Origin of the sequence: Bradyrhizobium sp. (genome assembly GCF_016462955.1) — a bacterium.
In the GTDB taxonomy this organism is placed as follows: Bacteria; Pseudomonadota; Alphaproteobacteria; order Rhizobiales; family Xanthobacteraceae; genus Bradyrhizobium.
The window spans coordinates 878-6,056 of the sequence record NZ_JAEMSD010000296.1; the positions used below are offsets into that span (position 1 = coordinate 878).

General features: G+C 65.1%; 5 protein-coding genes. 4 read left to right on the forward strand and 1 reads right to left on the reverse strand.

Annotated features, from left to right (window positions below; translation table 11 throughout):
• The coding region (locus tag JHD07_RS25355) for an FCD domain-containing protein (protein ID WP_291627005.1) at window positions 1-246 on the forward strand (246 nt) is incomplete at its 5' end.
• Between the two features lie 55 nt (window positions 247-301).
• Here JHD07_RS25355 and JHD07_RS25360 read toward each other — a convergent pair.
• The gene (locus tag JHD07_RS25360) at window positions 302-1,021 is read right to left on the reverse strand and encodes a TetR/AcrR family transcriptional regulator (RefSeq protein ID WP_291627007.1); all 720 of its coding nucleotides are present in this window, start codon (window positions 1,019-1,021) and stop codon (window positions 302-304) included.
• Between the two features lie 181 nt (window positions 1,022-1,202).
• Between JHD07_RS25360 and JHD07_RS25365 the strand changes: the two genes are divergently transcribed.
• The 3 genes from JHD07_RS25365 to JHD07_RS25375 all read left to right on the forward strand — a co-directional run.
• Window positions 1,203-2,690, forward strand: a complete 1,488-nt coding sequence (locus JHD07_RS25365; RefSeq protein WP_291627018.1) for an efflux transporter outer membrane subunit — start codon at window positions 1,203-1,205, stop codon at window positions 2,688-2,690.
• 29 nt (window positions 2,691-2,719) lie between these two features.
• Window positions 2,720-3,802 (forward strand): efflux RND transporter periplasmic adaptor subunit, encoded by a 1,083-nt coding sequence (locus JHD07_RS25370; RefSeq protein WP_291627020.1) that lies wholly within the window; start codon window positions 2,720-2,722, stop codon window positions 3,800-3,802.
• Window positions 3,803-3,848: 46 nt separating this feature from the next.
• The coding region (locus JHD07_RS25375; RefSeq protein ID WP_291627009.1) for an efflux RND transporter permease subunit at window positions 3,849-5,179 on the forward strand (1,331 nt) is incomplete at its 3' end.

Here is a 5,179-nt window from a genome sequence, read left to right on the forward strand (position 1 = left end):
ATCTATCTCGGCGTCCTCAAGGAGCTGATCGCACGTTCCTCGCTGATCATCCTGCTCTACCGCCGCCACGACACGCCGGCCTGCGGCACCGATCATCACGCGGCGATCGTCGCGGCGATTGGAGGACGTGACAAGCAGGCCGCCCGCGCGCTGATGCTGTCGCATCTCACCGAGATCGAGGCCGAACTGTTCCTGAAGGATCCCTCGGCCGACGAGTTGCGGCTCGCCGACGTGCTCGGTGCGTGAGCTGCTTACGCATGATCTTTCCGGACAGCCGCTTCGTACTTTTCCGGATCATGCTTTAACGGCGTGCAGATGTCGTCGCCGGCTTTCGCCGCAGCTGCTTCGCGGCGGCGGGACGTCGCTCATACGCCGCCAGAAACACGTTGATGCCGTTCTCGATCAGCGCGCGATGGCGAGCTGGGCTCGGTGTCTTCATCGAGAGAGCCCATTTCAGGATTTCCTTGCCCTGGATCAGGCTGAGAAACTGAGTCGCAGCCATGGCGACGTCGGGAACGTCGACGAGCCCCTGCGCCTGCGCCGCACGAAGGAAGGCAGCAACTTCGGCGTCGCAGCGCTCCGGGCCCGACTTCATGAAGACCTCCGCCACGCGCGGATAACGCGAAGCGCAGGACATCACGAGCCTGTGCACGGCGAGCCCGCGCGGATCGAGAAAGGCTTCGAGGAACGTCGTGCCGATGGCATGGAGTTCTGCCCTGAGGTCGATCTTGCCGCCATGGTCGCGCCATAGCGTCTTCGGCCCGAAGCGCTTGCACTCCTCATTCACGAGCGCGAGCAGCAGATCGTCCTTGTCGTCGAAATGAACGTAGAGCGTAGCCTTCGAGACCCCGGCCTCGCGCGCGACCGCGTCCATGCTGGTGGCATCGAAGCCGTGATCGAGAAACAGAACGCGAGCGCTGTCGAGAATTTGGCTGTGCTTGGCCCTGGCGCGCGGCTTCTGACTCGTATCCGCCGGCTCTGTGGTCTCTCGCATCTGCGCCCTAGGCACTGTCGTCGTCATCGACCCGTAACCCCACGGCTTGACTTTTGGTTCCAACCTGCAACATACAGCCTCCCGGACAAAAACTAAACGGTTTAGTTCTTTGATAGCTCATCTTCCAGGCAGGCCCAGGCACGTTCCCGTCGTCGCAGGAGGGTGGGCGCGGGCCTCGGCCTGGGCCGGCGTCTCGCTCTGCGGTGCGCTGCTCGCATCATGTGCCGTCGGACCGGATTTTGTGTCGCCGGCCGGACCGGCGGTGAGCGGCTACACACGCGAGCAGCGGCCGGGCGCCACCGCGAGCGCGCCGACGGCCGGCGGCAATTCGCAGGGCTTCGAGACGGGCAGGGACATTCCCGGCGCTTGGTGGGCGCTGTTCAGGTCGCGGCAGCTCAACGCCTTCGTCGAGGAGGCCATCCGCAATCATCCCGACGTGCAGGCGGCGCAGTTCGCTTTGCGCTATGCGCGGGAGAATGCACTGGCGCAGCAAGGCGGTCTGTTTCCGCAAGTGTCCGGCAGCGCCTCGGCGGAGCGAGATCGGGTCAGCACCTCGCAGTCGGGACAATGGCCGGCGCAGGCCTCGACCTACACGCTCTACAACGCCTCCGTCAGCGTCTCCTACGCGCTCGACATCTGGGGCGGCACCCGCCGCTCGGTCGAGGCGCTTCAAGCGCAGGCCGACTATCAGGGCTTCAAGCTCGAAGCGACCTATCTGGCGCTGACGGCGAACGTGGTGACCGCCGCGATCACCGATGCCTCCTTGCGGGATCAAATTCTCGCGACGGAGGAGATCATCAAGGCGGATTCGGATCAGCTCGCGCGCATCCAGCGCCAGTTCGAGATCGGCGCCATTGCGAAAGCGGACGTGCTCTCGCAGGAGGCGACGCTGGCTCAAGCCAAGGCGACGCTGGCTCCGCTGCAGAAGCAGCTGGCGCAACAGCGCAATCAGTTGATGGCCTATCTGGGACGGCTGCCCAGCCAGGACCGCGGCGAACACGTCCGACTGGCCGATCTGCGCCTTCCGGGGCGCCTGCCATTGTCGCTGCCTTCGACCCTGGTGCGTCAGCGTCCGGACATTCGCCAGGCCGAGGCCACCCTGCATCAGGCGACGGCGACGGTCGGCGTCGGCATCGCCAACCTGCTGCCGCAGCTCACGCTGTCCGGCAGCTACGGTGCCACGGGGCCCGAGCGGCTGTTCTCGCCGGAGACGATTGTCTGGAGCGCGGCCTCCAGCGTCAGTCAGAAGATCTTCGACGGTGGAACGCTTTACCACACCAAGGAAGCGGACGTGGCGGCGTTCGAGCAGGATCTCGCGCTCTACAAGAGCACGGTCGTGACCGCCTTCCAGAACGTCGCCGATTCCCTGCGCGCCATTCAGTACGACGCCGCAGCGTTGAAGGCGCAGGCCGCGGCGGAGAAGGCGACGGCCGATAGTCTTGCGATGGCGGTCGAGCAATTCAAGACCGGCGCCGTGCCTTACGCCAACATCATCAACGCGCAGCAATCCTACCTGAACGCGCGGGTGTCCCGCATCAAGGCGCAGGCCACCCGCTTCACCGATACCGCCGCGCTGTTCCAGGCGCTCGGCGGCGGCTGGTGGAATCGCGTGGACGAGACGCCGGACGCGCTGCCGCGCGCCAATGCCGGTTACTTCGCCGGCAGCAACAAGAAGACCGAGGACGCGTTGCGATGATGAAGCGGATGACAATCATGCTGTGCGGGATGGCGGTCCTGTTCGGCGGCCTTTACGGATTCCAGACCTTCAAGGAGATGATGATCAGGAAGGCGATCGGCGCGTTGGCCAACCCGCCGCAGACCGTCTCCACGGTGGTCGCGGCGGACGCGCCCTGGCAGTCGAGCCTGAATGCGGTCGGCTCGCTCCGGGCGGTGAACGGCGCCGATCTCGCACTCCAGGTCGCCGGCATCGTGCAGAGCATCGAATTCTCCTCGGGCGACAGCGTCGCGGCTGGGCAGACCCTGCTGTCGCTGGTGGCGACCGACGACGTCGCCAAGCTGCGCTCTCTGCAGGCGACGGCGGAAAACTACGCGATCGTGCTCAAGCGCGACGAGGAGCAGATCAAGTTCAGCGCCGTGAGCCAGGCGACGGTCGACAGCGACAAGGCCAACCTGAAGAACGCCCAGGCGCTGGTCGAGCAGCAGAAGGCCCTGCTCGAGCAGAAGACGCTGAAGGCGCCGTTCTCCGGCCGTCTCGGCATCCGCGCCGTCGATCTCGGCCAGTACCTGTCGGCGGGTACCAGCATCGTCACGCTCCAGAGCCTCGATCCGATCTACATCGACTTCTATCTGCCGCAGCAGGCGCTGGCCTCGATCCGGATCGGGCAGGACGTGACCGTCGCCGTCGACGCCTTCCCGGCCGAGCGCTTCACCGGGCAGATCACGGCGATCAATGCGAAGATCGATTCGGCCAGCCGGAACGTCCAGGTCCGCGCCACCTTGCGCAACGGCGCGGCGCGGCTGCTCCCCGGCATGTTCGCCAAGGTCGAGATCGCCGTCGGCAGGCCGGAGCAGGTCGTCACCGTCCCGCTCACCGCAATCGTCAACAATTCCTACGGCGATCTCGTCTACCTCGTCGATGATCTCCGCGACGGGCAGGGCACTGCGCGGCAGATGTTCGTCAAGACCAGGCCGCCGAAGGGTGATCGCGTTGCGGTCAACGAGGGCATCAAGCCGGGCGAAACGGTGGTGATCGCCGGCCAGCTCAAGCTGCGGAACGGCAGTCCCGTCAAGATCGACAATTCGCACGTGCCGCAGGCCGAGGCCGCGCCGAACATCGTCGACCAGTAGTTTCGCGGCGGCCGCTGCCGTCAGCAGAGAGAACGAGCCAATCCAGATGCGTTTCACCGATATTTTCATCCGCCGGCCGGTCCTGGCGCTCGTGGTCAGCGCCCTGATCCTCGTGCTCGGCCTGCGCTCGATGGCAACGCTGTCGATCCTGCAATACCCGCGCACGCAGAACGCCATCGTCACGGTGAGCACCGCCTATGCCGGCGCCGATTCCGACATCATCGCCGGGTTCATCACGACGCCGCTCGAAAACGCCATCGCCCAGGCGAATGGCATCGACTACATGACCTCGAGCAGCGTCACCGGCTCCAGCACCATCACGGTCAATCTGCGGCTGAACTACGATTCCGGCAAGGCGATGACGGAGATCAACGCCAAGGTCAATTCGGTCCTCAACCAGTTTCCGACCGGGACGCAGCAGCCGACCCTGACGCTGAAGGTCGGCCAGACCATCGACGCGATGTATATCGGCTTCGCCAGCGAGGTGCTGGCGCCGAACCAGATCACCGACTATCTGACGCGCGTGGTGCAGCCGCGGCTGCAAGCCGTCGCCGGCGTGCAGACCGCCGAGCTGCTCGGCGCCAAGAAGTTCGCACTCCGGGCCTGGCTCGATCCCGACAAGCTGGCCTCCTACGGCCTCACCGCGAGCGACGTCTCGACGGCGCTCTCGGGCAACGATTACATCTCCGGCCTCGGTACGACCAAGGGCAGGCTGGTGCAGGTCGATCTTGCCGCCTCGACCAACCTCCATTCGCTGGAGCAGTACCGCAACCTCGTGGTCAAGACCGTCAACGGAGCCATCATCCGCCTGCGCGACGTCGCGAACGTGACGCTCGGCAACGACGATTACGACAGCGAAACGAAATTCAACGGCAAGACGGCGGTCTATATCGGCATCCAGACGGCACCCACGGCCAATCTGCTCGACGTCGTCAACGGCGTGAAGGCGGTGCTGCCTGACATCGAGGCGCGGCTTCCGAACGGTCTCGTCGGCGAGGTGCTCTACGACTCCACCGACTTCGTCAACTCCTCGATCGACGAGGTCGTCCATTCGCTGGTGGAAGCGGTCTTGATCGTGATCGTGGTGGTGTTCCTGTTCCTGGGCTCGTGGCGATCGGTCCTGATCCCCTTGATCGCGATCCCGCTGTCGCTGGTCGGAACATTCGGGCTGATGCTGCTGATGGGCTTCTCCATCAATCTGCTGACGCTGCTGGCGCTGGTGCTCGCGATCGGTCTCGTCGTCGACGACGCCATCATCGTGGTAGAGAGCGTGCACCGGCTGATCGACGAAGGCGTCGCGCCGGTCGAGGCCGCGATCGAGTCCGCACGCGCGCTGGCGAGCCCGATCATCGCCATGACCGTGGTTCTGATCGCGGT